The sequence below is a fragment of the Flavobacterium cheongpyeongense genome (genome assembly GCF_003202435.1).
Classification (GTDB): Bacteria; Bacteroidota; Bacteroidia; order Flavobacteriales; family Flavobacteriaceae; genus Flavobacterium; species Flavobacterium cheongpyeongense.
This window is the reverse complement of record NZ_QJHK01000015.1, coordinates 61,528-85,434: the sequence shown is the minus strand read 5'-3', so window position 1 is coordinate 85,434 and position 23,907 is coordinate 61,528. Positions and strand designations below refer to the sequence as shown.

At 34.3% G+C, this 23,907-nt stretch carries 22 protein-coding genes and 1 other RNA gene; 8 read left to right on the top strand and 15 right to left on the bottom strand.

Annotation, left to right across the window (positions count from 1 at the left end; genetic code table 11):
* Positions 1 to 7: 7 nt before the first annotated feature.
* Both DMB65_RS16030 and ffs read right to left on the bottom strand, forming a co-directional pair.
* Positions 8 to 811, bottom strand: a complete 804-nt coding sequence (locus tag DMB65_RS16030) for an SDR family oxidoreductase (RefSeq protein WP_110307644.1) — start codon at positions 809 to 811, stop codon at positions 8 to 10.
* 168 nt (positions 812 to 979) lie between these two features.
* Positions 980 to 1,077: signal recognition particle sRNA small type (ffs, locus tag DMB65_RS16025), an RNA gene on the bottom strand.
* Positions 1,078 to 1,165: 88 nt separating this feature from the next.
* On the opposite strand from ffs, the gene DMB65_RS16020 reads away from it, so the two are divergent.
* The gene (locus DMB65_RS16020; RefSeq protein ID WP_110307643.1) at positions 1,166 to 2,218 is read left to right on the top strand and encodes a glutaminyl-peptide cyclotransferase; all 1,053 of its coding nucleotides are present in this window, start codon (positions 1,166 to 1,168) and stop codon (positions 2,216 to 2,218) included.
* A 99-nt stretch (positions 2,219 to 2,317) separates the two neighbouring features.
* Complete coding sequence (hutI, locus tag DMB65_RS16015) at positions 2,318 to 3,556, top strand: imidazolonepropionase (RefSeq protein WP_110307642.1); 1,239 nt, start codon at positions 2,318 to 2,320, stop codon at positions 3,554 to 3,556.
* Between the two features lie 45 nt (positions 3,557 to 3,601).
* Here hutI and DMB65_RS16010 read toward each other — a convergent pair whose 3' ends face one another.
* Positions 3,602 to 4,480: a hypothetical protein gene (locus DMB65_RS16010; protein WP_110307641.1), complete on the bottom strand. Its 879-nt coding sequence runs from the start codon at positions 4,478 to 4,480 to the stop codon at positions 3,602 to 3,604.
* 97 nt (positions 4,481 to 4,577) lie between these two features.
* On the opposite strand from DMB65_RS16010, the gene DMB65_RS16005 reads away from it, so the two are divergent.
* Together DMB65_RS16005 and DMB65_RS16000 are read left to right on the top strand one after the other, a co-directional pair.
* The gene (locus DMB65_RS16005; RefSeq protein WP_110307640.1) at positions 4,578 to 5,615 is read left to right on the top strand and encodes a formimidoylglutamase; all 1,038 of its coding nucleotides are present in this window, start codon (positions 4,578 to 4,580) and stop codon (positions 5,613 to 5,615) included.
* Between the two features lie 120 nt (positions 5,616 to 5,735).
* Positions 5,736 to 6,986 carry a DEAD/DEAH box helicase gene (locus DMB65_RS16000; RefSeq protein ID WP_110307639.1) on the top strand — a complete coding sequence of 417 codons (1,251 nt, stop codon included), beginning with the start codon at positions 5,736 to 5,738 and terminating at the stop codon, positions 6,984 to 6,986.
* An 83-nt stretch (positions 6,987 to 7,069) separates the two neighbouring features.
* Here DMB65_RS16000 and DMB65_RS15995 read toward each other — a convergent pair whose 3' ends face one another.
* Both DMB65_RS15995 and aroC read right to left on the bottom strand, forming a co-directional pair.
* Entirely contained in the window at positions 7,070 to 8,356 is a 1,287-nt protein-coding gene (locus DMB65_RS15995; RefSeq protein ID WP_110307638.1) for a dicarboxylate/amino acid:cation symporter, read from the bottom strand.
* A gap of 50 nt (positions 8,357 to 8,406) precedes the next feature.
* Positions 8,407 to 9,465: a chorismate synthase gene (aroC, locus tag DMB65_RS15990; RefSeq protein ID WP_110307637.1), complete on the bottom strand. Its 1,059-nt coding sequence runs from the start codon at positions 9,463 to 9,465 to the stop codon at positions 8,407 to 8,409.
* A gap of 185 nt (positions 9,466 to 9,650) precedes the next feature.
* On the opposite strand from aroC, the gene DMB65_RS15985 reads away from it, so the two are divergent.
* The gene (locus DMB65_RS15985; protein ID WP_110307636.1) at positions 9,651 to 10,478 is read left to right on the top strand and encodes a UDP-2,3-diacylglucosamine diphosphatase; all 828 of its coding nucleotides are present in this window, start codon (positions 9,651 to 9,653) and stop codon (positions 10,476 to 10,478) included.
* Positions 10,479 to 10,627: 149 nt separating this feature from the next.
* Positions 10,628 to 11,125 carry a hypothetical protein gene (locus DMB65_RS15980; RefSeq protein WP_110307635.1) on the top strand — a complete coding sequence of 166 codons (498 nt, stop codon included), beginning with the start codon at positions 10,628 to 10,630 and terminating at the stop codon, positions 11,123 to 11,125.
* Positions 11,126 to 11,179: 54 nt separating this feature from the next.
* Here DMB65_RS15980 and DMB65_RS15975 read toward each other — a convergent pair whose 3' ends face one another.
* The 7 genes from DMB65_RS15975 to DMB65_RS15940 all read right to left on the bottom strand — a co-directional run bounded on the left by DMB65_RS15975 (position 11,180) and on the right by DMB65_RS15940 (position 18,353).
* Positions 11,180 to 11,605 (bottom strand): protease complex subunit PrcB family protein, encoded by a 426-nt coding sequence (locus DMB65_RS15975; protein WP_110307634.1) that lies wholly within the window; start codon positions 11,603 to 11,605, stop codon positions 11,180 to 11,182.
* A 24-nt stretch (positions 11,606 to 11,629) separates the two neighbouring features.
* Entirely contained in the window at positions 11,630 to 12,766 is a 1,137-nt protein-coding gene (gene bshA, locus DMB65_RS15970) for an N-acetyl-alpha-D-glucosaminyl L-malate synthase BshA (protein WP_110307633.1), read from the bottom strand.
* A 601-nt stretch (positions 12,767 to 13,367) separates the two neighbouring features.
* Positions 13,368 to 13,850: an ABC transporter ATPase gene (locus DMB65_RS15960; RefSeq protein ID WP_110307631.1), complete on the bottom strand. Its 483-nt coding sequence runs from the start codon at positions 13,848 to 13,850 to the stop codon at positions 13,368 to 13,370.
* An 85-nt stretch (positions 13,851 to 13,935) separates the two neighbouring features.
* A complete protein-coding gene (locus tag DMB65_RS15955) occupies positions 13,936 to 14,727 on the bottom strand; it encodes a (Fe-S)-binding protein (protein ID WP_110307692.1) in 792 nt (263 codons plus the stop codon).
* A gap of 141 nt (positions 14,728 to 14,868) precedes the next feature.
* Positions 14,869 to 16,200 (bottom strand): (Fe-S)-binding protein, encoded by a 1,332-nt coding sequence (locus DMB65_RS15950; RefSeq protein WP_110307630.1) that lies wholly within the window; start codon positions 16,198 to 16,200, stop codon positions 14,869 to 14,871.
* Between the two features lie 5 nt (positions 16,201 to 16,205).
* Positions 16,206 to 17,171, bottom strand: a complete 966-nt coding sequence (locus tag DMB65_RS15945; protein ID WP_110307629.1) for an MlaD family protein — start codon at positions 17,169 to 17,171, stop codon at positions 16,206 to 16,208.
* Between the two features lie 51 nt (positions 17,172 to 17,222).
* Positions 17,223 to 18,353, bottom strand: coding sequence for an N-acetylmuramoyl-L-alanine amidase family protein (locus tag DMB65_RS15940; protein ID WP_110307628.1), 1,131 nt, complete (start codon positions 18,351 to 18,353; stop codon positions 17,223 to 17,225).
* An 81-nt stretch (positions 18,354 to 18,434) separates the two neighbouring features.
* Between DMB65_RS15940 and DMB65_RS15935 the strand changes: the two genes are divergently transcribed.
* A complete protein-coding gene (locus tag DMB65_RS15935; protein ID WP_165834972.1) occupies positions 18,435 to 21,149 on the top strand; it encodes a putative LPS assembly protein LptD in 2,715 nt (904 codons plus the stop codon).
* Positions 21,150 to 21,176: 27 nt separating this feature from the next.
* Complete coding sequence (locus tag DMB65_RS15930; protein ID WP_110307626.1) at positions 21,177 to 21,557, top strand: Rid family detoxifying hydrolase; 381 nt, start codon at positions 21,177 to 21,179, stop codon at positions 21,555 to 21,557.
* Here DMB65_RS15930 and DMB65_RS15925 read toward each other — a convergent pair.
* The 3 genes from DMB65_RS15925 to gap all read right to left on the bottom strand — a co-directional run bounded on the left by DMB65_RS15925 (position 21,538) and on the right by gap (position 23,904).
* Entirely contained in the window at positions 21,538 to 21,912 is a 375-nt protein-coding gene (locus tag DMB65_RS15925) for a methylglyoxal synthase (protein WP_110307625.1), read from the bottom strand. The two genes, DMB65_RS15930 and DMB65_RS15925, sit on opposite strands and share 20 nt — an antisense overlap.
* A 9-nt stretch (positions 21,913 to 21,921) precedes the next feature.
* On the bottom strand, positions 21,922 to 22,773 hold the full coding sequence (locus DMB65_RS15920; protein ID WP_110307624.1) for an N-acetylglucosamine kinase: 852 nt from the start codon (positions 22,771 to 22,773) through the stop codon (positions 21,922 to 21,924).
* A gap of 126 nt (positions 22,774 to 22,899) precedes the next feature.
* Positions 22,900 to 23,904, bottom strand: a complete 1,005-nt coding sequence (gene gap, locus DMB65_RS15915; RefSeq protein WP_110307623.1) for a type I glyceraldehyde-3-phosphate dehydrogenase — start codon at positions 23,902 to 23,904, stop codon at positions 22,900 to 22,902.
* Positions 23,905 to 23,907: the final 3 nt, after the last annotated feature.

The window sequence follows — 23,907 nt, the reverse complement described above, 5'->3', positions numbered from 1 at the left end:
TATTTTTTTACAATTTATAATGATTCATTAACATTTTTTCATACATCTTATCCGGAAGCGCACGTTTTAAAACAATTGAAAACTTCTGCATAAAAATACCCACTTTATAATGCACTTTGGGACTTTTTTGTTGCATGATTTTATAAACAGCCTCAGCCATTTCATTCGGATTACTTCCGGCATCAACATGTTCATTCATAGTTGCAAGCGTATCACCATATACTTTTTCATAAGCCGATCCTTTAATAACCGGAGCATGAAAACGCCCTGAAGCGATATTGGTAGCAAAATCTCCCGGTGCCACATTCGTAATTTCAATACCAAATTGCTTCACCTCCATTCGCAAAGCTTCGGTAATTAGCTCCAAAGCTCCTTTTGAAGCCGAGTAAACACTGCGATACGGCAATCCCATATAAGCCGCAATCGAAGTTATGTTTATAATCAAACCTGATTTTTGTTCACGCATCTGAGGCAAAACCGTTTTCATCACTTCAATTGGTCCAAAGAAATTCGTTTCAAAATTATTCTTAATTTCCTCCATCGGAATTTCTTCCAAAGGCCCCGTAATCCCCACACCTGCATTATTAATTACAACATCCAGCCTTCCTGAAGTCTCCAGAATTTTAGCTACAGCTAATTGAATTGACTCAGCATTTCGAACATCAAGAGCTACAAGTGGGAAAATAGAATTTAATACTTTTTCAGGATTTCTGCTCGTTCCGTAAACCACGAAACCTTTTTTATGCAAAAATTCTCCAATTGATTTTCCAATCCCTGAGGATCCTCCGGTAATTAAAACGACTTTGCTCATTTTTAAGTTAGATGTTAAATGTTATAAGTTAAATGTATTTTTGTGTTAGAAGCTATTCTTACGGTTAAAACTTCTCACTTTTAACCTCTAACTTTTAACTCCCAAAAGGGTAAAAATAAAAAAATCCTCCCGAAGGAAGACTACTTTTGTATAAATTCTAAAAATAAAAAATGGCAAGCGACCTACATCGCACCGCTCAACCACGTACCCTTGCTATGTTCCCATCCTGGGGGAGTCTGCAGGAGCTGGTCGTGTAGGACTTGCCGGTGCAAATATACAATCTTTTTATATTTTTGCAAGAGCTTTGTTGCTATAAAAATATCATCGTATATTGGACTATTCAAATTTTAAACCATGAAAAAACATAACTTTCTAACTGCCATATTATTAGGAATCACATTAATTGGCTGTGGAGATAAAAATAAAGGTGAAAATTCTTTATTTACTATAGACGATTCTGCATTTCCGGCACATTTTACGCCTCAGGGAGCCATTTCAATTACTGTTTTAAATCCAAAATCGAAAGAAATCGACAGTATTGCCTACTTTGTAAACGACAAAAAAGTGGGAAGCACAAAAGGTTCCGAAAAATTCAAGTTTGAATTAAAAGATCAAAAATTAGGATATCAATACTTAAAAGCAACTGTTTATTTTGGCAGCGATTCATCTGATGCTACAAAAAGAGTGGAATTAGTTTCAAACATTAATCCTAAATTATTAAAATATAAAATTGTAAATACTTTCCCTCACGACAAAAAAGATTTCACCGAAGGATTAGAGTTTTACAATGATACTTTATACGAAAGTACTGGTCAGGAAGGGGCTTCTTTCATAAAAAAATACGATTATAAAACAGGTAAAGTTTTCAAAAAAATTGATTTGGATTCAAAATATTTTGGAGAAGGCATTACATTCATAAATGGTAAATTATTTCAATTGACCTATAAAAACAAAAAAGGTTTTATTTATGATGCTAAAACATTAAAACTGGAAAAAACTTTTGATTACGAAAAAGATATTCAGGGCTGGGGGATGACAAATGACGGAAAATATATCTATCAAACGGACGGAACTGAAAAAATCTGGAAAGTAGATCCCGCAACTCAAAAAATGGTAGATTATATTAATGTATACTCTGGAGATTCTAAAATTAAAGAGGTTAATGAATTGGAATGGATTGATGGAAAAATTTATGCTAATGTATGGTTTAAAGACGCCATTGCAGTTGTAAACCCAAACTCTGGTGCTGTTGAAAAAATTTTAGATTTGTCCGCATTAAGAAAAACTATGACAGACGTTAAGAAAGATGATGTTTTAAACGGAATTGCTTATAATCCAAAAACCAAAACTATTTTTGTAACCGGTAAAAACTGGAGTAAAATGTTCGAAATAACCGTTTCTGAATAAGTTACGCAAACATAATCTAAAACACGAATTTCACAAATTTCACTAATTACAAAGTGACGTTTGCGAAATTCGTGTTTTTAATTTTATTAAATTTATACAATGCCAACTCTTATTACCAACATAAAAGAATTACTTCAGGTTCGGGAAACTTTTGTTTCTAAAGTTTCCGGAGCTGAAATGGCCATTCTTCCCACCATAAAAAATGCCTTTTTAATTATAAAAGACAATCTCATTGCTGATTTTGGTGCTATGGAAAATCTCCCACAAATAAAAGCTGATAAAATTATTGATGCAACCGGAAGAATTGTGATGCCTTGCTGGTGCGACAGTCACACGCATATTGTGTACGCAGGCAATCGCGAGCAGGAATTTGTTGACCGAATTAACGGATTTTCGTATGAAGAAATTGCAACTCGCGGGGGTGGAATTTTAAATTCTGCTAAAAAGCTAAACGAAACATCAGAGGAAGAAATCTACGAACAGTCAAGAGGGCGCTTAGAAGAAGTAATGCATTTGGGAACCGGAGCAATTGAAATAAAATCAGGTTACGGACTTACTATTGAAGGCGAATTAAAAATGCTTCGTGTCATTAAAAAACTTGCCGACAATTATCCAATTTCTATAAAAGCGACTTTTTTGGGCGCTCATGCTTTCCCGTTACATTACAAAGAAAATAAAGAAGGTTACATTGATGAAATCATAAGCAAAATGCTTCCTGAAATTTCAAAAAACAAACTGGCAGATTATATTGATGTATTTTGTGAAAGCGGTTACTTCTCCGTAGAAGAAACTGAGAAAATTATGGAAGCCGGAATTCAATTCGGCTTAAAGCCAAAAATCCATGTAAATCAATTCAATTCTATTGGTGGCATTCAGGCTGGTGTACAATTTAAAGCCCTCTCTGTCGATCATCTTGAAATCATGAACAAAGAAGATATTGAAGCTTTAAAAGATTCAAAAACAATGCCTGTTGCGTTACCATCTTGCTCTTATTTTTTAAGTATTCCTTACACTCCTGCACGCGAAATGATAAAAGCGGGCTTACCAATTGCCTTAGCAACTGATTTTAATCCTGGCTCTACTCCATCCGGAAATATGAATTTTGTCATAGCAACCGCCTGTATCAAAATGAAAATGACCCCCGAAGAAGCGATTAACGCAGCAACAATCAACGGTGCCTATGCCATGGGGATTTCAGAAACCCAAGGAAGTATTACAAGAGGAAAAAAGGCCAATTTAATTATTACAAAACCTATTTCGTCCTACTATCAGATACCGTATGCTTTTGGAAGCAATTTAATCGAAAATGTAATTATTGAAGGTGAAATTTTAGCATAAAAAAAGAGGAGTCAAAAGCTCCTCTTTATATCTCCTGATTCTCTTTTATCTTAAAGAGAAACTAGTTTTAGAAACCAGCTCATCATTATCAAAAACATTAATAAAGTAATTTCCTTTTTCAAAATCTTTACCAGGCAAGTCCTCAGAAACATTTACAGTTTTGTTTTCGTATTGTACAGTGGTTTTAAAACTATAAGTTAATGACTTATCTCCAAAGCTTTCTGTTTTCTTATCTCCTAAAACATTGTTTTTAGAATCGATAACCTGCACATAATAGGTTTTATCACCAGACTTTGCAATTTGATTTTCAGCAATAGTAAAACTAATCTTTAAAACATCTGCACGGCTTGCTTTGTCAGTTTCTATTTGTTTTCCTGAACTTTTTAATTTGTAGGCTGCTGTTTTTGTATTTAAAACAGATAATTTAGAACCTTTTTCAACTGTTTTAGCTAAAGCTTCATTTTGACCAACTAAAACTTCATTAAACTTTTTAGACTCTCCCAAAACAACAATTGTACTGTCTCTTTGAACTGTTAAAACACCATTTTGTTTTTTTAATTCATCATTTTCAGCAACCAGAGTTTTCATTTTAGTCTGCAATCCCTGAACTTGTGATCTGAATTTAGTAACATCTCCTTTTGCCTTGTTCAGGTCATCCATCAAAGCCACAACTTTATCTCTTTCCTGAATCAACTCATCTGACATGGAAGTATTCTCTGCAATGGCAGCATCATAAGTTGCTTTTAATTCCTGAAGATCTTTCATTACAGATTCTTTTTCTGTCAATGTTGATGTAAGTTCAGTTTTTACAACATCTGAATCAGAAGAAAGTTTAAAAATATACACTAAACTACCTATTAGTAGGACTGCTAAAACAGCGATTACCGCCTTTAGACTTGAGTTGTTTTTGTTTGGGTTTTCCATATTTAATAATTTACTTTAAAAACAAATTTAAATAATTAATGTAAGCTAATAACGTAAGTTAATGCAATTATATTATTTTTGGATAATATTTTTTTTTATGGATAAATTAATTCCTTTTACTGTTAACGATTTAGCAAAAGTTACCAATCACAGAAGTGGCGAAATAAAATTTGGGGAAAAAATGATTATTATTCCTAAAGGAGTAGAAATAATTGATTTTCTAAAAGAAAGTGATGCTAAGTATGTGCTTTTGGGTATCCCCGAAGATATTGGAGTACGGGCTAACTACGGAAGACCGGGTGCCGCATCTGCATGGGAATGTGCCATAAAAAGCATTGCAAATATCCAGCATAATCGTTTTTGTAAAGGCAGCCAGATTATTGTTTTAGGCACTATAAACGTATCCGAACAAATGCGTGATGTTGAAAATCTGGATTTCAACGATATTGACGATCGCTCAAAATTGAGTCAGCTGGTTGAAAAAATAGATAAGGAAGTTTCGCATATTATTTTTAATATAATCAAAGCCGGAAAAAAACCTATTATAATTGGAGGCGGACATAATAATGCCTACGGAAATATAAAAGGTACGGCTTTAGCCAAAGGAAAATCAATAAATGCTGTTAATTTTGATGCGCATTCTGATTTCAGGATTCTCGAAGGTCGCCATAGCGGAAACGGTTTTTCTTATGCCTACGAGGAAGGCTTCCTGAAAAAATACTTTATTTTTGGTCTTCACGAAAATTATACTTCAAAAAGTGTTTTGGATATTATTAAAAAACTTGAAGATCGAGTTCGCTATAATACTTATGACAGTATAAACATACGAGAGGAAAAAGATTTCACCAACGAGATGATAGCTGCCCTGGAGTTCATAAAAACAGATTCGTTTGGAATAGAAGTTGATCTTGATGCTATCCCAAATATTGCCAGCAGCGCCATGACAATCAGTGGTTTTTCAGTCGAACAATTACGACAGTTTATTTCCTATTTCGGACAACACAAAAATGCTGCTTATTTACATATTTGTGAAGGAGCACCGGATTTGGACAACTCCACTAATAATCATTTAATTGGCAAGCTAATTGGTTACCTGGTAACAGATTTTATCAAAGCAAATCATGAAAAGGTTTAATATTCAATTCTAATTCAGACTTTTACCAAATAAACCAAGATTCAATTAAACGATTGCCTGAATAAAACTATCTTTGCACAGAATTTTAGTGCTTTAAACTAAATTCTTAATACCTAAGATATGTTATTCGAAGATTTATCACTTTCAAAAAGTATACAAAAAGCCGTATTTGAAGAAGGCTACCTAAATCCTACACCAATTCAGGAACAATCTATTCCGATTGTTTTGGCGGGTAGAGATTTAATAGGTTGCGCACAAACAGGTACAGGAAAAACAGCTGCATTTGCAATTCCGATTATACATCAGTTACACCGAATTGTCGGTTCATCAAAAAAAGCCAAACAAATCCGTGCCCTTATAGTTACACCAACACGAGAACTGGCCGTACAAATTGGACAAAGTTTTGACACTTATGCTAAATACACTAATCTGACTCAGTTGACTATTTTTGGAGGTGTCTCTCAGAATCCGCAGGTTGACACCTTAAAAAAAGGGGTAGATATTTTAGTAGCCACTCCTGGAAGACTTTTAGATTTACAGAAACAAGGTTTTCTGGATTTAAATCATTTACACGTTTTAGTCCTTGACGAAGCTGATCAAATGCTGGATATGGGTTTCATTAATGATGTCAAAAAAATAGTAAAATTAACCCCTAAAAACCGTCAGACGCTCTTATTTTCTGCTACAATGCCTATTGCGATCCGTGAACTGGCAGAAATGTTTTTGCAGGATCCGGCAAAAGTAGAAGTTTCACCTGTTTCATCAACTGCAGAAAATGTAGAACAACGCGTTTATTTTGTTGAGAAAACAGAAAAAAGAAATTTACTTTATCACTTAATAAAAACAGAAGGATTATCAAATGTATTGGTTTTTGCAAGAACCAAACACGGAGCAGACAATGTCGTGAAAGCACTGCGTAAAAAAGATATTCCGGCAGAAGCAATTCACGGGGACAAATCTCAAAATGCAAGACAACGCGTTTTAGATGCTTTTAAAAACAAAGAAGTTGGTGTATTAGTTGCAACTGATATTGCTGCAAGAGGAATTGATATTGATCAGTTACCGTTTGTAATCAATTTTGATTTGCCTAACATCCCTGAAACCTATGTACACCGAATTGGAAGGACAGGCCGTGCCGGAAATGGCGGAATCGCTATTTCATTCTGCGGTAAGGATGAACATCCATATTGGAAAGACATTCAAAAACTGATAAAAGTTGATGTAAAAACAATCAGCGATCATCAATACCAATGGCACGCCGGAAGCCCGGAAGCAACTTCTGAAAAGCCAAAAAACTCAAATAGAAGTGGTGGCGCTCATAAATCAAGAAAATCTAATGCTTCAAAGCAAAACAAAAAACGCTGGTACTAACCAACGCTTATTGTTTTTTAACATCAGAAAAAAGGGTTGTAATTCAAGTGATCACAACCCTTTTTACAACATATAGAATTGAATTAAATATTTTCTGTCAAAGGAGATTCAAGTTCTTTATTGGCTTCCCATTGTCCAACCACTGAAGTTGCCAAAGCATTTCCTAAAACATTGGTTGCACTTCTGAACATATCGCAAAAATGGTCTATTGGCAAAATTAATGCGATTCCTTCTACCGGAATATCAAACATACCACAAGTAGCCGCAACTACTACCAGACTTGCTCTTGGAACACCTGCAATTCCTTTACTGGTTAACATTAAGACCAAAAGCATAACCATTTGGGTACCCAAATCTAAATGCACATTATAAAACTGTGCAATAAAGATACTTGCAAAAGTCATATACATCATACTTCCGTCAAGATTAAAAGAATATCCAAGCGGGAGCATAAAAGAAACAATTCTGTCTTTTACCCCAAAACTTTCTAATTCTTCTGTCAGTTTAGGAAAAACAGCTTCACTGCTCGTTGTCCCAAAAGCAATTGCTAAAGGGCCGGTTATACGTTTTAATAATTCGATCATTCTTCCTTTTAAGAAAATAAAACCAACCGCAATCAAAACAACCCACAATGTGCCTATTCCTAATAAAAATGAACCGAAGAACTTAAAGTAAGTTATCAATAATTCTTCAGCATCCCTAACAGCAAATACTCCTGCAATAGCTCCGAAAACTCCAATTGGAGCGAAGTTCATTACATAATTCACCATTTTTAATACAATGTGTGATATTTTATCTAAAGCACCTATAACTGGTTTTACTGTAGTTCCTAAAGATGCCGCAGCTAACCCGAAAAAGATTGAAAAGATTACAATCTGCAGAATTTCGTTAGTTGCCATAGCTTCAATAATACTCTTAGGAACAATATGCTCAACAAAATTCTCAAAAGATAAATTTTGCGTTTTAGCCGTTACCTCAGAAGCGGCTCCCATATCAACATTACCTAATTTAATTCCAACACCCGGCTCTAAAATATTTACATAAAAAAGACCAATTAATAAGGATATAAAAGAAGCAGTAAAAAACCATCCAAGTGCCTTACCTCCAATTCTTCCAACAGTTTTAATATCTCCTAATTTTGCAATTCCAACTACCAAAGTGGTAAAAACCAACGGAGAAATAATCATCTGAACCAATCGAATAAAAATAGTTGCCAGCATTTTTATTTTATTGCTGAACGATTGTGCTGCTTCAGTTGAAATCGAATTGTGCAATATAATTCCTAAAATAGCCCCCAAAATCATGGCTATTAAAATTTGACCTGTAAGTCCGGAAAAAAAAGATTTTTTTTGCTTTTGGATTGTATCCATTATTGTTTGATTTTATAATTAAAAAAAGACCTTCAATGCCTGCTTTTAAATTAATATGTCTTGTTGATTAAATAAAAATCAGCCAGAACAATAGCAGCCATAGCCTCAACGATAGGCACAGCCCTTGGCACAACGCATGGATCATGACGTCCTTTTCCGGTCATTGGTGTAATATTGCCTTTATTATCTAATGAATCCTGGGTCTGCATAATAGTCGCAACAGGCTTAAAAGCTACCCTGAAATAAATATCCATTCCGTTGCTGATGCCCCCCTGAATTCCACCTGAAAGATTCGTTTTTGTAGTTCCGTCAGGATTGTATAAATCGTTATGCTCGCTTCCTTTCATCTCTGAACCTGAAAAACCGCTACCATATTCAAAACCTTTTACTGCATTAATTGAAAGCATTGCTTTTCCTAGTTCGGCATGCAGTTTATCAAAAACAGGTTCGCCTAAACCAACAGGAACGTTCTGAATCACGCAAGAAACTACTCCTCCGACAGTATCACCCTGCTTGCGGATATCACGAATATACTCTTCCATAATTGCTGCCGATTTTTCATCAGGACAACGTACAGGATTACTTTCGATTTTAGAAAAATCCAACTCTTGATACGGTGTCTCCAAGTGAATTGGCCCTACAGATGAAACGTAGGCATTAATTTTAATTTCAGGCAGCATTTGTTTCGCAATTGCTCCTGCTACTACTCTACTGGCTGTTTCTCGTGCTGAGCTTCTTCCGCCACCGCGATAATCCCTAAAACCATATTTTTGATCATACACATAATCTGCATGACTAGGCCTGTAATTATCTTTTATATGTGAATAATCATCTGATTTTTGATTGGTATTCGGAATTATAAATCCGATTGGGGTTCCGGTAGTCTTGCCTTCAAAAATGCCCGATAAAAACCGAACCGCATCCGGTTCTTTCCTTTGTGTAACTATTGCTGATTGCCCTGGTTTTCTTCGTGCCATATCCAGTTCAATTGCCTCAAAATCAATCTCAATTCCTGATGGACAACCATCTATGATTCCGCCTAAAGCTTCCCCATGAGATTCTCCAAATGTGGTAACTTTATATAGTGTGCCGTAGCTATTTCCTGCCATTATAATTAGTTTTGAGCAAATGTAAGTTTTATGAATTAAATTAAAAAATTTAAAACAGTATTGACTTGGAGAATCTCACTTAAAAAATCATAATTTATTAAAACTACAGTTAAATTGATAACCTTTTGATAAAATAAAATCCCTTTTGGTTTACTTCATTTGTTAAACTTCAAATTAATAAAAAATTGAAAAAAAGAAATGTCGAATTGGTCATCATTTCAGATGTGCATTTAGGGACTTATGGCAGCCATGCCAAAGAGTTAAACAACTACCTTTCAAGCATTAAACCTAAAACATTAGTATTAAACGGCGATATTATTGATGCCTGGCAATTTAGAAAATCCTATTTCCCGAAATCACATTTAAAAGTTATTCAGCGCATCATCGGAATGGCTTCAAAAGGTACAAAGGTGTATTACATTACAGGAAACCATGATGAAATCCTGAGAAAATTCAGTGACATGAATATGGGGAATTTTTCTTTGGTCGACAAATTGGTTTTAGAATTAGACGATAAAAAAGCATGGATTTTTCACGGGGACGTTTTTGATGCCTCTGTACAACATTCAAAATGGATTGCAAAACTGGGAGGCTTAGGTTATGACTATTTGATTCTGTGCAATCGATTTGCAAATTGGTGTTTAGCAAAATTGGGAAGAGAACCTTATTCATTTTCAAAAAAAATAAAAGCAAGTGTAAAAAAAGCTGTTAAATTTATTTCTGATTTTGAAACAACTGCTACTGATCTGGCTATAGAAAAAAAATATGATTATGTTATATGTGGTCACATTCATGAACCCAAAATTATTAAAAAAGAGAACAAACATGGTTCAACTTTATATTTAAATTCGGGAGACTGGATTGAAAATTTAACCGCTCTGGAATACCACAAAAAACGCTGGAAGTTATTCGCTTATTCTAATGCTGACTTTAGCGAAACAGAAGAAAATCTTTTTGAAATGGAGGATATTTTAACTTCAAAATTAATAACTTCAATTATAACCAAAAAGTAACTTTTTTACAATTAACAACTTACTCAACACTTAGCTTGAACTGAAAAATTATTTCATAAAATATGGGAATTACATAACAATTTTAAACAATTTTATACGTTTGATCTGAACAGTAATTATAATTTTGACAAAAATTAATAACCATTTTTATGAAAAAAATCATTTTATCTGCCATCATGCTATTTGGATTAGCATTTATGGCACAAGCACAGGGAATTTCTAAACATGCATTAGGATTACGTCTGGGGGACAATAACGGATTTGGAGGTGAAATATCATACCAATTAGGGCTGAACCAAAAAAACAGACTTGAATTTGACTTAGGATGGAGAGACGACAGATATGTTGATGCAATAAAAGGAGTTGCTCTTTATCAATGGGTATGGAATATTGATGGAGGCTTCAACTGGTATGCCGGTGTTGGGGGTGGTGTTGCAGCCTGGGATTACGATTATAACGGACCTGGAGGCGACTTTGATGACAGGGGAACATATGTTTTTGCAGCTGGTGATATTGGTATAGAATACAGATTTAAGGAATTTCCTCTTACTCTATCATTAGATGCCAGACCTGAAATTGGTTCAGGATATTATGATGACGATAACTTTGGTTTCGATGTAGGTCTAGGAGCAAGATTCAGATTCTAAATTTCCAATAAAACTTTATAAAAAAACCTGTCGTTTAAAAGCGACAGGTTTTTTTTACTTGATAACGATCTCTTTTTTAGAGTGTATTTTCACAACCGTATAAGGATAACTAATCACCTGCATCACCATAGCATCTTTAGCAGGAACATTTTCTTTAACAGTAATAATAATGTTTTTATCGTTTTCTTCAACCTTTTCAACTTCAATTGAATAACCCCCGGTATTTTTTTCTCCCATATTCAGAATCACATAATTAGAATGATCAATATCATCCTTTTTCATTTTATCCTTTAAAAGCGGATCATTCTGAAGCATCATGATTTCGTTTGGTTCAGTCAAAATTTCAAAAAATTTGATATTTCCACCTCCATCAGACTGTTTTGTCAAAATTTCATACAATGCTGTGTTTGAATCTGATGTTTTTTTTACACCACAGGAAATCAAGACAAAAACTGCTAAAACCGAAATTACTTTTTTCATTTACCGTTTGTTTTATAGTTAATTCTATTCTTTATAATCGTCAATCGCTCTTTGATATAAGGCTTCATATTTAGGTAATATGTTTTTGATGTCGAATTTTTTTGCAACTTCGAGAGCATTGTTCTTAAATTCTCTCAAAACCTTATCATCTTTAAGGATTTTAATAGCATTAGAAGCCATTTCTTCAATATTTCCAACATCACTTAAGTAGCCCGAAATACCATCAAAATTTACTTCTGGCAAACCGCCTGAATTACTCGAAATTACAGGTACCCCGCAAGCCATAGCTTCCAGGGCTGCCAAACCAAAACTTTCTGTTTCTGATGGCAGTAAAAACAAATCCGTTAAAAGTAAAATCTTATCAATTTCATTGCTATTCCCGAAGAAAATTACCTTCTCCAGAATTCCTAATTCCTGACATAAAATCTCTGCATTCTCTTTTTCAGGACCGTCCCCAACCATCATCAGTTTTGCGGGCATTTCTTTCTGGATATTATAGAAAATCTTAATAATATCCGGAATTCGTTTTACCTTTCTAAAGTTACTGATATGGGTAATAATCCGCTCATTTTCCTTTGCCATAACACTTCGATGGCAGGGTGCTGAAGGATCTTTAACCACTTTATCCAATTCAATAAAATTGGGAATCACTTTAATTTTATTCTTGATTTTGAATAACTTCAACGTATCGTCTTTCAAACTTTGGGAAACCGAAGTCACATAATCTGATTTATTGATGCTGAAAGTTACTGCAGGTTTATAAAAAGGATGATTTCCAACAAGCGTAATATCCGTACCGTGAAGCGTGGTAACCATCGGAAGGTTAATTCCTTCGTTTTTTAGCATTTGTTTTGCCATATAACCCGCATAAGCGTGAGGAATTGCATAATGTACATGCAAAAGTTCGATTTTGTACAACTTTACCATATCAACCAATTTGCTTGACAAAGCCAATTCATAGGGCTGATAATGAAAAAGAGGGTATTCAGGAACGTTTACTTCGTGATAATGAACATTTGGATTTAAAAGCGCCAATCGCACAGGCTGGCTATACGTAATAAAATGGATTTCGTGTCCACGTCTGGCTAATTCAAGACCTAACTCAGTGGCAACTACCCCACTTCCGCCAAACGTCGGATAACAAACTATTGCTATTTTCATGTATTAAATTTAGTACTACGAAAGTACTCAAAAAACACGTTTAATTACAGTTTTAGATTGTTAGATTTTCCTTAATTTGTAGCTACTTCTTAGACAACATAATTGATAATCATTTCAAGAAGCAGTAATTTTCAGTTTTTAAGGAACACCTGTCCCGCTGTCCGTTATATCTTTTATGGCAAACCCCGCCATAAAAGGATATCACTCCCATCGGGGCTAGATTAGAGGTTTTTGTTTTTGTAAAAGCCTTTTATCCTGTGCTACATAAACCCTAACAGGTTTCTCGCAATTTTTGTGATTCCGATTTTTATAAAAAAAACCAAATCTTCGGGTACTGAATTACCTTTTTATTAACATTATCTGCATCTTGAAGGGATTGAAATCAAATATAATAATATGCCATTCCGAGAAAAAAGAAAACTCCGTTGTTGAATCAACAAGATTAGCATTTCTTTGTGGAGTTACTTGCGGGGATTCCTCGTTCCTCGGCATGACAAACTTTGACAAAAAACCTGAAACCTGAAACAATTTAAACCAATTAACTTCAAAAAAAAAGGCATAAAACCTAAATTTCATGCCTTTCAATATACTATAATGTCTCTTAGAAAAATCGACTGTGCCAGCTATCAGCCGCAGGAACTTCCCATGATTCGTTAAACTCTTCGATATTGTTTACCAAATTATTAAACACAATGGTATTCTCTGATACCGATTTGTCTTTTACCATTTTCTTGAAATCAATTAAGGGTTTATGAGCGATATGCTCACCAAGTTTAAAAGTAACATTCATTTTATCAAGCAAATCAACGTTATATTTCTTCTCCAAACCCTGAATAAATTCAACCGAACTGTCAATCGAACAGCCTGTAGCAGCCTGTACTTCCTGATTAACAGCTAATATGATAAAACGATTGTATTTTAGTTGATATGAAGCTTCCAGACTTGTTCCGTGTGCTGCCCATTGTTCAACAAATGATTTTAAATCTGTTTCTATTTCAGAAAATTCTTCCTCAGAAAATTTTCTGTTCGATTGATAAATCCAGACTCTGGATTCACCGGGTAAATTTTCAAAAGGTATATACATTTTTAATTTTAGATTTTATTTTTTTGTTTCAGGTTTCAGGTTTCAAAACTTAGAACCTTAGCCTCTTAGTAGCTCAGAATCTTAACTAAAGATCTTGCGCATTAGCAATTAACTCAGCAATATCCATCACCTTTACAGAACCTTCTTTTTCTTTGTTTTTGATACCGTCTGTTAGCATAGTGTTACAGAATGGGCAACCTGCAGCAATAATATCCGGCTGGATTTCAAGCGCATCTTCGGTTCTTTCGATATTTACTTCTTTGTTTCCTGGTTCTGCATCTTTAAACATTTGTGCACCTCCGGCTCCGCAGCATAATCCGTTTGCTTTTGAACGTTTCATTTCGACTAATTCGACATCAAGTTTCTGAATCAGATCTCTTGGCGCTTCATAAACTTTGTTGGCTCTTCCTAAATAACAAGGATCGTGAAAAGTGATTTTCTTTCCTTTAAACTGACCGCCTTCAACTGTGAGTCTTCCTTCGTCAATTAATGATTTTAAAAACTCTGTATGATGAATTACTTCATAGTTTCCTCCCAATTCAGGGTACTCATTTTTCAAAGTATTAAAACAATGCGGACAGGCTGTTACTATTTTTTTAGCTTCGTATGCATTCAAGACCTCGATATTCATCATGGCCTGCATCTGAAACAAGAATTCGTTTCCGGCTCTTTTTGCAGGATCTCCGGTACAGCTTTCCTCTGTACCCAATACCGCAAAAGAAACATTTGTACGGTTTAGAATTCGCACAAAAGCTTTTGTGATTTTTTTAGCCCTATCATCAAAACTTCCTGCACAACCAACCCAGAACAATACTTCCGGTTGTTTTCCTTCGGCCAGCATCTCTGCCATTGTTGGTACTACTAAACTTTCTGACATCTTCTTTTTTTTGTTTAATAGGTTAATCATTAAAGACGGGTTAGCTATTAACGAATCTAACTCCAAACTTCCTTAAAACCTAAAATTTATTTTATTGAATCAATTAAACGAATTAACGATTAACCAATTAAATATTTTTTTTTAATTTTCGTTTTTCCAGTTCAATCTGTCCTGCTGGCTATATTGCCAGGGTGCTCCGTTATTTTCGATATTAGTCATCATCGCATTTAGCGACATTGGCGCAGCACTTTGTTCCATAACCAGATAACGGCGCATATCCATAATGATAGACAAAGGACTAATATTTACCGGACATTCTTCAACGCAGGCATTACAAGATGTACAAGCCCACAATTCTTCCGGGGTGATATAATCATTCAATAATGTTTTGTTATCCGGTACAAAAACTCCTTTGTTGGCATCTATATTTTTTCCTACTTCCTGCAAACGATCTCTCGTATCCATCATAATTTTACGGGGAGATAATTTTTTACCTGTTTGATTTGCTGGACACGCAGAGGTACAACGCCCACATTCTGTACAGGTATAAGCATTTAATAACTGAACCCAGCTTAAATCCTGGACATCACTTGCCCCAAATTTGGCAGGAACAGCGTTTTCATCCACCGGAGCAGTTGCAAACGGATCTGCATTTGGATCCATCATTAATCTTACTTCTTTGGTAACGGATGCCAGGTTATCAAATTTCCCTTTTGGTCTCAGATCAGCAAAATAAGTATTTGGGAATGCTAAAAGAATATGCAGGTGTTTTGAAAAATACAAGTAATTCATAAAACATAAAATACCTACAATGTGAAGCCACCAGAAAACTTCAAACAACAAGATCACCAATTCGTTTGACATTCCGTTAAAAAGAGGTGCTATAAACTGACTTACCGGAAAACTTCCTGCTTTATGAAAAACTCCTCCAGGAACATTTTGTAAATGCAGATCTGAGGCGTTCATCAATAAAAACATGATCATCAGAACGGTTTCAAAATACAATATATAATTCGCATCATTTTTAGGAAATCCATTTAAATCAGAATGTATAAAACGTTTGAGCCTAATGAGGTTCCTTCTGATCCAGAAAACGGTAACAGAAAAAATTACAAGTATCGCTAATATTTCAAATGAAGCTATTAATACATTATAGACTTCTCCCAAATAAGGGGCAAAAATTCTATGCGTTCCTAATAACCCATCAATAATAATTTCGAGCAATTCGATATTGATAATAATAAATCCAACATATACAAAAACATGAAGGATTCCGGCAACAGGACGTTTCACCATTTTAGACTGACCAAGAGCAATCAAAATCATGTTTGCCAAACGTTCTTTAGGATTATCTTTTCTGTCAACATCAATACCCAAATTGATATTCCGAATAATTTTTTTTACACCTGAAGCAAAAAAAGCAAAACCAGCTATCAAAACTATAGCGAATAAAATATTATCTAGGTAGCTCATTTCCTTTATTTTTTAGTCGTCGTATTTTTATCTTCTGTTGGCGCTACATAAGGTTTGTTCTTCTTCCCAAAAACAGAAACATTTACATAACGTGTTGGATGCAACCGCACATCCTGCAAAAGCAGTTCTAACTCTTTTGAAGTTTTAGACAAATTATCATACAAGGCATCATCATTTAAAAGTTTGCCTGCTGTACCTTTTCCAGAGTTTAAATTACTCATAATACCATCTACCTTAGCCAAAGTCTGGTTTAAGTTCCTAACTGTTTTACCTAAATCGGCCTTGTTTAAAGAATCTGATATTTTATTGAAGTTGCCTGACATTTTATTCAAATTCGTCACCACTCCGTTAATCTGTCCTTTATTTGTATCCAGAATAGAATTAAGGCTTCCTGAAGCTCTGTGAAATTGCTCCATCGTCTGACTCAATTCAGACAATGCTTTCTTTATATCTTCCTGACCTTTTTTATCCAAAACATTGTTTAATCCGGAAACCAGTGTATTAATATTAGCCAGCATTAAATCCAGTTTTTGCTGAATTGGTTCCATTTTACCCCCTAAAGATTCTGTTAATCCTAATTCTACAACCGATTCAAGAGTTTCTCCATCATCAGCCGGATTTTTATCTGCCAGATTTGGAATAATTTTGATTTGCCTTCCGCCAATTAAACTTGGGGAGTACAATGCCGCTTTACTGGTTTTAGAAATTGGAAAATCAGTTTTTAGCTGAAGTTCCACTAATAACTTGCCCGTTGTTTCATTGATTGTAATTTTATTTACTTTACCAATTCCAAGTCCGTTTAAAGTTACCGGAGCTGATTTTGCCAAATCTTCAACATTATCATATTCTACATATAATGTTTTGTAATTTGTAAAAAGGTCTCTGCCTTTTAAAAAACTATAACCCCAAATAAATAATAAAATTGACGCAATGACTAAAATAGCCGTTTTAATTTCTCTTGTTAGTTTCAAAATTGTAAGTGTTTAATACAAAATTAATATAAATATCCGAACTTACCAGTATTATTTGATGGCTTCCTGAATACTGATTTTTTCTCCATCTCTGGTAGCTACCAAAAATGCCGCTCCATATCCTTTGCTTTTAGCTTCTTTCAAATATTTCTGGGCTGTTTCATAACTGGAAGTTTCCTGATAGAAATATTTATAAATGTTATTTTCATAAATCATTGTCACATTCTTTAAACCTTTAAATTTTTTAGGCTCTAATGGTGTTTTTTTTATGCTTGCTATAAGCTGCACCTTAAAGAAAGTCCCTTTAGGAGTATCTTTAACTGGTTTGGGAGTAGTTTCAACTGTTTTTGGCTTTGCAGGAACAGAAGTATCTTTTGCAGGTTTTACTTCATTTATTTCAGGAGCCCCGGTTCCGAAGTATTCTCTTTTATAACTTAATATTGCACTTGCAATTGCCTCTGCAATATCGTTTTGCCCTGCTTCTGAATTTAAAATATCTCCTTCTGTAGGATTAGACACAAATCCTGTTTCTACTAAAACCCTTGGCATATATGCCTTATGAAGTACCATAAAAGGAGCCTGTTTAACTCCCCCGTGACGAAGTTTTTTTCCTAATTTCTCAAAATTATCTTCAATTTTACTGGCTAGTGAGATACTATTATCCAGATATTCTTCCTGCATCAGGGTCATTCCTATCATTGATTCAGGCGAATTGGGATCATAGCCTTCGTACTTACGTTTGTAATCCTTTTCTAAAGTAATTACAGAGTTCTCTTTTTTCGCAGCTTCAAGATTCGATGCTACCTTACTCAAACCCATGACATAAGTTTCTGTTCCGTCTGCAGCTGTATTTTTATTTGCGTTACAGTGTATGGAAACAAAAATATTAGAATTGGCCCTGTTTGCGATATTGGCTCTTTCTACTAAATCGATAAAAACATCTGTTTTACGGGTATAAATAACATGAACATTTGGATTTAGTTCTAAAATTTTCCCTACTTTCAAAACAATCGCCAAAGCAATATTTTTTTCAATACGACCACTATAAACAGCTCCAAAATCATGATCACCATGCCCTGCATCAAGAGTTACTTTGAAAACATTAGACTGAGAGTGGCCACAAAAAGACGTTATAGTTAGAAAAAAAATAAATATTAATTTAGTTTTGTTTAAAATGTTCATAAATCTAAAAGTTAATTTTAATAAAATGCAAAGCTATAATTTTTACAATTGATTATTTTTGCCAAAAAATTATATGTAAGTTTGACATGTCAAAAAACAAGCCATACTTTTACAAAAATAGCATTTAAACCTTTGCATACAAACTTATTTAATATCGTTTTGTTATCATTTTTCCTAAGTTTAGGATGTGGTAATTTATATTCACAAGAAAAAAAGCCTAAAAAAAATCCGTTACCAATTGCAGGACAAACTGATAAAGATAAAAAGGCTTCTACAGATACTACAAAAACTGTAAAAGACACAATTAAAGCTGACAGTATAAAACCTAAAAAGGCTTTTTTGGACGGAATAGTGAAACGTACCGCAAAAGGTTACCAAAAAATTGACCAAAAAAACAAAACATTAACCCTTTATGATGAAGCTGAGTTATACTATAAAGATATAGAACTAAAATCAGGAATTATTGTTCTTAATTATGACAAAGATGAAGTATATGCCGGAAGAATAAAAGATTCTGCCGGGGTATTAACACAATATCCAAATTTTAAACAAGGATCTAATGAGGTTCAGCCAGATTCGATTCGATTTAATTTTAAAACTAAAAAAGCTTTAATTTACAATTCAAGAACAGAACAGGGAGAATTCAAGATAAAAGCACAGGTTACTAAAAAAGAAAATGACTCTGTTTACTATTTGAAGGGTGCTCGTTTTACTACCTCTACAGATGTTGACAATCCTGAGTACTATTTTAGGACAAGTAAGGTAAAATTTGTTCCCGGAAAAAAAGTAATTACAGGATTGACAAATATGGTTATTGCAGATGTACCCACCCCAATTGCATTACCGTATGCTTATTTCCCTATGAGCCAGGAAAAAAGTGTTTCCGGAATTATTATCCCTAGTTATAATGACTCGAATACCAGAGGATTTTCACTACAAAATGGAGGATATTATTTTGCTTTAAGCGATAATTATGATCTAACCGTCTTAGGTGATTATTATACAAATGGCAGCTACGCTATGCGCTTTGAATCTTCTTATGCAAAAAGGTACAAATATAGAGGGAATGTCAATTTTAGATTTGAAAATTTAATATCAAGTGAAAGAGGTTATCCTGATTACTCAAAACAAAATATTTATAATCTTCAGTGGTCACATTCAAAAGATTCTAAATCGAATCCCAATTCCAGTTTTTCTGCCTCTGTAAATATGGGTAGCAGTAAATATTTTAAGCAGTCCATAAATCAGGCCAACATTGGTTCAAGCTTAAATAACACGCTTAGCTCATCCATTTCCTGGAATAAAACTTTTAATACAATCCCACAAGCCAGAATAGCATTAACGGCAACACATTCTCAGAATACGCAAACAGAAGAAATCAACATGACACTTCCGTCTTTACAGGGAAGTATTGATCGTATATATCCTTTTGTTGGAAAAGACGGGGTCAAAAAAGGTTTAATTAAAAACATTAACTTACAATATAATGTCAGCGGTAAAAACAGTTTTGTAACTAACGATTCCTTATTTTTCAAACCTCAAATGTTTGATAATGCACAAATTGGGATGCAACATAGTATACCGCTTAGTACCAATTTTAAAATATTCAAGTACTTTAGTGCCAGTGCCTCTACCAATTATCAGGAAACCTGGGTAACTAAAACAATCAATAAATCTTTTGACCAGAGTTCAAACTCTGTTGTAGAGAAAACAGTGAATGGTTTTGACGCCTTTAGAACCTATAACTTTAGCTCAAGCTTAGGAACAACTATTTATGGTACTTTTAAATTTGGGGATACAAAGAAAATACAAGCCATACGTCATGTCATGCGTCCTTCATTTTCCTATTCCTATACTCCTAGTTTTGAAAAATATTATGACACCTATGCTATAGACGCAACTGGCACAAATTATAAAGATTACACCCGATTTGAAAATGGTGTTTACGGATCGCCTGGGAAATCAAATTCCAACATTATAGGATTTGATTTAAGCAATACTTTTGAAGCAAAGGTAACTGACAAAGACAGCACCAAAACTGAACCTAAAAAAGTAATGCTGTTAAATAATTTAAATTTCAGCACAAGCTATAATTTTAATGCTGACGGAAAAACAACATTTGCTCTTGAGCCTGTTCGTGTGAGCGGTGGTACTCAATTATTTGAAAACAAAATGAATGTTAATTTTGCAGCAACTTTAAATCCGTATGCAATTGATAATTCCGGACAGCAAATTAATGTGTTCAATATTAATAATGGAGGAAGCCTGTTCAGAATGACAAGCGCAAATATGACTTTGAATTATTCTTTTTCAAACAAAAATGACAAAAAGGATGAAAACAAGCAAAGTAAAAGAAATGGAGGTCGGGATGATGATTTATTTGGAACAAACACCGACCTTAATGATACCCGAAAAAGCCAGTTTGCAGAAGAAGATTCTGAGAATGTCATTACGGAATTCTTTAATTCAAAACTTCCCTGGGATATGACAATGGCTTATTCGTTAACTTATTCAAATACTAACCGGGAAAATAAGATCTCAGGAAATTCAATCATGGTTTCAGCAAATATGGATATCACACCTAAATGGAAAGGCGGAATCTCAACCGGTTATGATTTCGTACAAAAAGGTGTTACTTTTACCCAACTACGTTTTGAAAGAGATTTATTAAGCTGGAGAATGTCTTTTAACTGGACACCACTAGGCACTTATGCGAACTGGAATTTCTTTATCGGAATAAAATCAGGAATGCTCAGTGACATAAAATGGGATAAACGAAGTAACTCTAACAGATAAACCTTTAAAAAAATTTAATATTCAGATATGAAAAAAATAATCTTTACCGAAAAAGCACCAGCTCCTATCGGCCCTTATAATCAGGCTGTTTTATCCGGAAATATACTGTATGCTTCCGGACAGATCGCTATAAATCCATCTACAGGGGAACTTATTACCGAAAACATTAACGACGAAACACATCAGGTTATGCAAAATATCGCTGCTATTTTAGAAGCTGCGGACATGACTTTTGAAAACGTTGTAAAAGCTTCAATCTTTATAATGGATATGACTAATTTTGCCGCCATTAATACCGTTTACGGATCATACTTTAATGAAAAAACCGCTCCAGCTCGTGAAACGGTTCAGGTGGCTTGTCTGCCAAAAAATGTAAATATTGAGATTTCTATAATTGCTGTGCAATAGCATCCAATAATAATTGTGCCGTTGCTTCATTAGTTGCCAGTGGCACATTATGTACGTCACAAACCCTGATAAGCATATTTATATCTGCTTCATGTGGATGACTTGACAAAGGATCCTTAAAAAAGAAAACCATTTGGGTTAAGCCTTCTGCTACCCTTCCGGCTATCTGAGCATCACCTCCTAATGGCCCTGAAAGCATTCGTCTTGTTCTAAAGCCAGCAGCCTCTGCTTTTCCTCCGGTAGTACCGGTACCAATAAGGCTAATATTTTCATTTTGCAGTACTGATGTGTTTTTAATTAAAAAATTAATTAAATCTGCTTTTTTACCATCATGCGCAATAATTGCAATTTCCATTCTGATTATTTATTTATTAGCAACGTGATAAGCGATAAGACCATCAATTGGACGTCTTAAAACATTACCTAACTTAAGTTCGTATTTATCAAATGTTTCCTGGAGCTCATCTTTTAAATAAAAAGCTATTGAACCTACAAAATGAACAGGAACCTCCTGGCAATTATCATATTGTTTAATATAGTTTTTAACGAAAGATTTCATTCCCTTAAAAATAATTTTTCTGCAAAATTCAGAATCTTTATGCTGAATCAAAAACTTAGCAAAAGTGGCCAGATAAGCATTAGGGTTTGGTTCTTTGTATAATTTATTTTTAATGAAATCCGGATCTAAATCATATTCTTTTTCTAATTCGATTGCCAGTTCTTTTGGCATTTTATTAAAATAATACTTTCTGATTAGTTCTTTTCCAAAAACGTTTCCACTACAATCATCCATTACGATGTAACCTAGTGACTGCACTTTTTGATGCAAAATTTTACCATCAAAATAACTACAATTAGAACCTGTTCCTAAAATACTGACAATTGCTTGTTCTCCCTTTGGTGTTGTTGCATATACTGCAGCATAAGTATCTTCATGAACCTCTACAATAGCATTTTCAAAATATTCCTGAAATACCTGAGATAAAGATTGTTTCATTCTGTCTGTACCGCAGCCTGCACCATAAAAGAACAAATGGGTAGCTTCTTTTTTGTTCTGCGAAATATCAAAACGGTCATTTACTCTTTCGATAATCTCGGGACCATCAAGAATTTCGGGATTTAAACCTAAAGTTTGTGTTGTGAACAATACTTTTCCACTGTCATCAATCGCAATCCAGTCTGCTTTAGTAGATCCACTATCAACTATTAATTTCATTTTAGTTTGGTTTTTGAGTTAGTTTTTCTTTAATTACAAGTGTGTTTTTTACATTAATTAAAGACATAACAAAAATAAGAAATCCCGTCATTTTGAAATAACGGGACTTTCTCTCTGAATAAAATATTATTTTAAACCTGCAATATGCACAGATAAATCAATTAATTTACTAGAGTATCCGTACTCATTATCGTACCATGATACTAATTTAAAGAAAGTTGAATTTAAACCAATACCTGCAGTGGCATCAATGATTGAAGTTCTTTTGTCTGAAATGAAATCCTGAGAAACAACAGCATCTTCAGTGTAGCCCAAAATACCTTTCAGGTTAGTTTCAGAAGCTTTTTTCAAAACAGCCATAATCTCTTCGTAAGAAGTCTCTTTAGCTACTTTTACAGTTAAATCTACTGTAGAAACGTCAGCAGTAGGAACACGGAAAGCCATCCCTGTTAATTTTCCATTCAGTTCAGGAATAACTTTTCCAACAGCTTTTGCAGCACCAGTCGAAGAAGGGATAATATTGATTGCCGCTGCACGTCCACCTCTCCAGTCTTTTCTGGAAGGTCCGTCAGCAGTCATTTGAGTTGAAGTTGTAGCATGAACAGTAGTCATTAAAGCTTCAACAATTCCGAAATTATCGTGAATAACTTTTGCTAAAGGAGCTAAACAGTTTGTTGTACAAGAAGCATTAGAAACTACTAGATCAGAAGCTTTTGCAGTTTCATGGTTTACACCCATTACAAACATTGGAGCATCTGCAGAAGGAGCAGAAATAATTACTTTTTTAGCACCACCTTTAATGTGCTCATTTGCAGTTTCGATAGTTGTGAAGATACCTGTACACTCAGCAACTACATCAACATCAACTTCATTCCATTTTAAGTCCGCTGGATTTCTTTCAGCAGTAATGCGGATATTTCTTCCGTTTACATACAATTTTCCTTCTTTAACTTCTACATCTCCGTCGAAACGACCGTGAACGGAATCATATTTTAATAAGTATGCCAAGTGATCTACATCTAATAAATCATTGATAGCAACTACTTCTACATTATCTCTATTGAAAGATTCTCTAAAAACGATTCTTCCAATTCTTCCAAATCCGTTTATTCCTAATTTTACTTTTGACATTTT